Source organism: Arcicella sp. GW458-12-2-14-TSB2 (assembly GCF_059423785.1).
Genome location: NZ_JBWKYN010000277.1, coordinates 1 through 4,938, shown reverse-complemented (window position 1 = coordinate 4,938; position 4,938 = coordinate 1). Strand labels below are relative to the sequence as shown.

The 4,938-nt window shown below is 35.9% G+C and carries 5 protein-coding genes; 2 read left to right on the top strand and 3 right to left on the bottom strand.

Annotated elements, in window-relative coordinates; translation table 11 throughout:
* The first annotated feature begins 675 nt into the window (after positions 1-675).
* Complete coding sequence (locus AC07XN_RS23450) at positions 676-1,701, top strand: NAD(P)H-dependent glycerol-3-phosphate dehydrogenase (protein WP_309920893.1); 1,026 nt, start codon at positions 676-678, stop codon at positions 1,699-1,701.
* 108 nt (positions 1,702-1,809) lie between these two features.
* Here the strand turns inward: AC07XN_RS23450 and AC07XN_RS23445 are convergent, their stop codons facing one another.
* The 3 genes from AC07XN_RS23445 to AC07XN_RS23435 form a co-directional block, all read right to left on the bottom strand.
* Complete coding sequence (locus AC07XN_RS23445; RefSeq protein WP_309920890.1) at positions 1,810-2,202, bottom strand: HIT family protein; 393 nt, start codon at positions 2,200-2,202, stop codon at positions 1,810-1,812.
* A gap of 145 nt (positions 2,203-2,347) precedes the next feature.
* On the bottom strand, positions 2,348-2,857 hold the full coding sequence (locus tag AC07XN_RS23440) for a gamma carbonic anhydrase family protein (RefSeq protein ID WP_309920887.1): 510 nt from the start codon (positions 2,855-2,857) through the stop codon (positions 2,348-2,350).
* Between the two features lie 161 nt (positions 2,858-3,018).
* A complete protein-coding gene (locus tag AC07XN_RS23435) occupies positions 3,019-3,576 on the bottom strand; it encodes a Riean_0653 family protein (RefSeq protein WP_309920884.1) in 558 nt (185 codons plus the stop codon).
* A 211-nt stretch (positions 3,577-3,787) separates the two neighbouring features.
* On the opposite strand from AC07XN_RS23435, the gene AC07XN_RS23430 reads away from it, so the two are divergent.
* Complete coding sequence (locus AC07XN_RS23430) at positions 3,788-4,894, top strand: DUF2911 domain-containing protein (protein WP_494744810.1); 1,107 nt, start codon at positions 3,788-3,790, stop codon at positions 4,892-4,894.
* Positions 4,895-4,938 lie beyond the last annotated feature (44 nt).

Below are 4,938 nucleotides of genomic sequence, written 5' to 3'. Positions count from 1 at the left end.
CTAGGGAGGGACTTAAGTCCCTCCCTAGTGATTAATAGATTTATTATATAGTAAACGTGTTCGTTATTAAGCATAAAAACCATTTTCTCTTAGGGTGTGACTTAAGTCCTATCGATTACCCACATCTTTTAAAGGACTCTTAAAAGTTATATAATATTGATAAAATTAGGTTAAATGGTGTGCAATCGCCCTCCAAACCTCATCCCCCAGCCCCTTCTCCTTCAGAGAAGGGGAGCAGACTTTGGAGCTTAAAGCTCCCCTCTCTGAAGGAGAGGGGTTGGGGGTGAGGTTGATTTGTATTGATTATCAATTACTTATGAACTTGTGGGTAGACGATAGGACTAAAGTCACACCCTAAGAGAAGGGGATATACATTTTATTTACACTGGTATCAACAAACCATTTTAGTAAAGGAGTCTCAAATAATGAAGATTTATTCATTGTTTGAGACTCCTTTATTTTATCGATTTCTGGGATTAATCGCCCACGAACACTAATCTCTTCAAAATATTGTTTTGTTTTGTTTTCTTTTTGCTCAGAGCCTTGTTAGCTTTGCAAATCAACCTTTGTGGCAATCCGTACAGATGCTTTTAATCATCAAGGGATAGTCAGGGCTAATAATAGATACTTGAACTAATTGTCTTAGTAAAAGTATTTCTTCCCTTAATATTTAACATGACAGAAATACCTGCTTTCAAAAAAGGTTTACCCACACAAATTGCTGTATTGGGCGGTGGTAGTTGGGCAACGGCTATCATCAAAATTTTAACTGAAAACAATGTCAAAGTAAAATGGTGGCTTCGCCGTAAATCGGATGTTGATTTTATTAAAAAGTATAATCACAACCCAAGCTATTTAACAGATGCATTGCTTAACCCAAGAAAAGTAAAGGCATATTACAAAATGTACGATGCCTTGTATGGGGTAGATTATGTAATTTTGGCCGTACCAGCAGCTTTTGTACCCGACGCTTTGAAAAACCTTACGCGTAATCACTTTGCAGGAAAGAAAGTTGTATCAGCGATTAAGGGGATGATTCCAGATGAAAATATGTTGGTAACCGACTGGATGGAAAAAGTATTTGGTGTGCCGCTTACGCAGATGTGTGTAATTGCTGGTCCATGCCACGCTGAAGAAGTAGCATTAGAAAAGCAGTCGTATCTAACCATTGGTTCGCCTAATATCAATTTAGCCCAAGAGTTTTCTAACTTGTTGAGTTGCAGATATATTCAAGCAAACCCTATTGCAGATTTATACGGTGTTGAATACTGTGCAGTAATCAAAAATATTGTAGCAATGGCTTGTGGTATCACCCACGGCTTAGGTTTTGGAGATAACTTTCAGGCGGTAATGGTTTCTAATGCTATGCAGGAAATCAAACGCTTTTTAGATTATGCTTATCCACAAGCTTCACGAGATTTGAACAATTCGGGTTATTTAGGCGATTTACTGGTAACGGCTTATTCGCAGTTTTCAAGAAACCGTACTTTTGGAAATATGATTGGGCGTGGGTATTCGGTTAAATCGGCACAGATAGAAATGAATATGGTAGCGGAGGGATATTATGCCGTAAAGAGTATTCATCAAATTAATGAGAAATATGGTGTAGATATGCCAATTATTGACGCAGTCTATAAAATTTTATATGAAAGAGCTGCGCCAGTAGCTGAAATCAATATTTTGAAAACACATTTGAAATAGGATTTGATGATTTGAAGATGTGGTGATTTGAAGATTTGAAAATGAATGTAATCCATTAGGCATTTAATTATTTTCAAATCTTCAAATCATCAAATTTTCAAATTGGAATTATAAAAGTCCTCTGATTTTATCAGCCGTTGCTTTTAATTCTTCTTGCGATGGTTTCAATTTCTCTCTTGTAAAATTAATATCATTCATCGTATTCAAAGGAATTAAATGAACGTGAGTATGCGGTACTTCTAAGCCAATGACAGATACCCCAATTCTTCGGCAGGGAATAGCCTGTTGTAGTGCTGGCGCAATTTTTTTAGCAAAAATCATTAGACCAGCCAATAAATCATCGTCTAAATCAAAGATATAGTCTATCTCTTTTTTCGGAACCACCAAAGTATGTCCTTCGGCAAGTGGCATAACATCCAAGAATGCAATGAAGTTTTCGTCCTCTGCAATTTTATGGCAAGGAATCTCGCCATTGATAATTTTAGTGAATATTGTTGGCATGGAAAAAATTGTTTAAGCTATCAGCTTTGAGCCGTGAGCTTTGAGATTTTAAAATTAATAATACTAATGATTTTCTTATGAGGGATTACTGATTTAGAACTTTAAAAAGCTCAAAGCTCACCGCTCAAAGCTAATAGCTAAAAAGCTATTTAAACCATTCAGCATACATGATATAATTATTGGCGGTTCTCATAAATACCTCCGCAGCTTCTGGAGAGATATTTTTTAAGAATTTAGCGGGATTACCTGCATAAATAGTTCCAGCAGGAACACGTGTATTTTGTGTAACGATAGCACCTGCAGCAATGATTGATCCTGTTTCTATCACAGCCCCATCCATCACGATAGCACCCATACCAATCAACACTTTGTCTTCAATCGTACAGCCATGAACAATAGCATTATGGGCAATAGAAACATAATTGCCAATAGTCGTTTTGGTCTTCTGATAAGTACAATGGATAATAGCACCGTCTTGTATATTAGAATTATCTCCAATTGAAATGCTATTAACGTCTCCTCTGATAACAGCATTGAACCAAACGGTACAATTTTCCCCAAGTGTTACATCACCAACAACGGTAGCGTTTTCGGCCAGCCAGCAATTTTCGCCCATAGTAGGCGATACTCCTTTTACAGGTTTTATTAAAGGCATTCTTTTAGGGTTAAGTTAAAGACAAAAACCTTGTTCTTGGCAACAAATATACGAACTAACTGAGCTTAGGCAATAAAAAAAGGTTGTTCAGTGAAATACCAAACAACCCCGAATTAATGTAAAATATAATTGTTTTTGATTGAAAATAATACATTTTAAAATTACTCTTTGATGTCAAACCTACCATCTTTCAAGGCAATTATGTCAGAAGGCTTGTCTTTGTTTTGAAAAGTTACGTTAAAAGTACCCGAATAGATTTTTGAAACAGGGTCAAATCGGATAATATTCACTTCGTTTTCACAGTTTTGACAAATAGCGTATTGAGAACAATTACCGTCGCTACACTTTTGATAAACACTGGCAAAAGGTGTAAACTCAACAGCATTTTTAGGAAAATATTTCATGAACTGATATTTACCAGTATCTTGAACATTATTAATCATAAAGCTAATCGACTCTAAAGTGTTTTGATTAGTTACGGTTAATCTGAGGGTTGAATTTTGATATTTACCCCAAACTACTGGTGCAGGCTTAAAATTAGGGTTGGCTTGGTATCGCTGAAAGGGCGTCCAGATAGCTCCATTAATTTTTGCACCAAAAGTTTGCTTCCCAATCTGAGTAATTTCGGGCAATGCATCTGGATGTACATAGTCGTTCACCTCACAGCTAAGGAGTGAAAAAGACAGCATAAAGATGATTAAGTACCGATTTTTTCTCATATAAACTACCCTAAGAAATCCAGTTTTGCGAATTTATAAATAATCTTTAATTAAAGTGTACTAATCTAAGAAATTTATTTTAAATTATTTTAAGAATATACTTTACGTTAAAAATATACGTAAAAAATATCCTGTTGGATACTATTCATTATAAATAATTATTTTTACATGAATCATTTTCCTCCTTTGTCAAAAAATAAATCTAAAGACCATGAAAAAAATTATTTTAGCATCGTTTCTGTCAATATTTCTAATGTTGGATGTATTGGCTCAATTAACTGTTCCACCCAACGGTGGAAATAAACTAGCTTCTGTTAGCGAAAGGATAGGATTAACGGATGTGACAATTAATTATCACCGTCCTAGAGTAAAAGGACGTGAAGGTAAAATTTGGGGGCAATTAGTGCATTACGGCTTTGCAGATTTGGGTTTTGGCACATCTGTATCGGCACCTTGGCGAGCAGGAGCTAATATGAATACGACGATTAGTTTTTCAACACCAGTGAAAATAGAAGGACAAACACTGCCAGTTGGTAAATATGGACTGTTTATGGCAGTACAAGAAAATGAGGTAACAATTATTTTTTCAAAAAATGCTACGTCGTGGGGAAGCTATTATTATGACGAAAAAGAAGACGCTTTACGCGTAAACGTAAAACAGCAGAAAGAACAGCCTTTAGTTGAATGGCTAAAGTACGAGTTTGTTGACCAGACTGAAAAATCGGCTACGGTAGCTTTATTATGGGAAAAATGGAAAATTCCTTTTAAGGTAGAAGTAGATGTACATCCTCTTGTTTTAGCTTCTATGCGTGATGAACTGAGAGGCGAAAAAGGGGGAACTTGGCAAACTTTAAATGAAGCTGCTAACTATTGTTTAAAAAACAATGTAAACTTAGAAGAGGGTTTGGCGTGGGCAGAACGCTCTATTACCGAACGCTATGTAGGCGAAGCAAATTTTACAACGCTCAGTACCAAAGCTGCCATATTAAGAAAATTAGGGAAAGATAGCGAAGCCGATGCTACCATGAAACTAGCTTTACCCAAAGGTAATGTGACAGAAATACACCAATATGCTAGAGGTTTGTTGAAAGAGAAGAAGCCTCAAGAAGCTTTTGAAGCCTTTAAATTAAATGCTACAAAGAACCCAAATGAATATACTCCGTTGGTTGGTTTAGCAAGAGGCTATTCGGGTATAGGAGATTTTAAAAATGCGTTAAAATATGCGAAATTGGCTTTAACACTTGCACCGAACGATTTAGAAAAAGACAATGTAGCTAAAATGATTAAAACCTTGAGTGAAGGGAAGGATGTGAATTAATTTAAAAGAGAAAGGCTTAGCGTCAAATTGACGCTAAGCCTTTC

Coding starts and splice junctions, on each gene's coding strand:
- AC07XN_RS23435 (WP_309920884.1), bottom strand. CDS start 3,576: ATGAGAAAAAATCGGTACTTAATCATCTTTATGCTGTCTTTTTCACTC.
- AC07XN_RS23440 (WP_309920887.1), bottom strand. CDS start 2,857: ATGCCTTTAATAAAACCTGTAAAAGGAGTATCGCCTACTATGGGCGAA.
- AC07XN_RS23450 (WP_309920893.1), top strand. CDS start 676: ATGACAGAAATACCTGCTTTCAAAAAAGGTTTACCCACACAAATTGCT.
- AC07XN_RS23445 (WP_309920890.1), bottom strand. CDS start 2,202: ATGCCAACAATATTCACTAAAATTATCAATGGCGAGATTCCTTGCCAT.
- AC07XN_RS23430 (WP_494744810.1), top strand. CDS start 3,788: ATGAAAAAAATTATTTTAGCATCGTTTCTGTCAATATTTCTAATGTTG.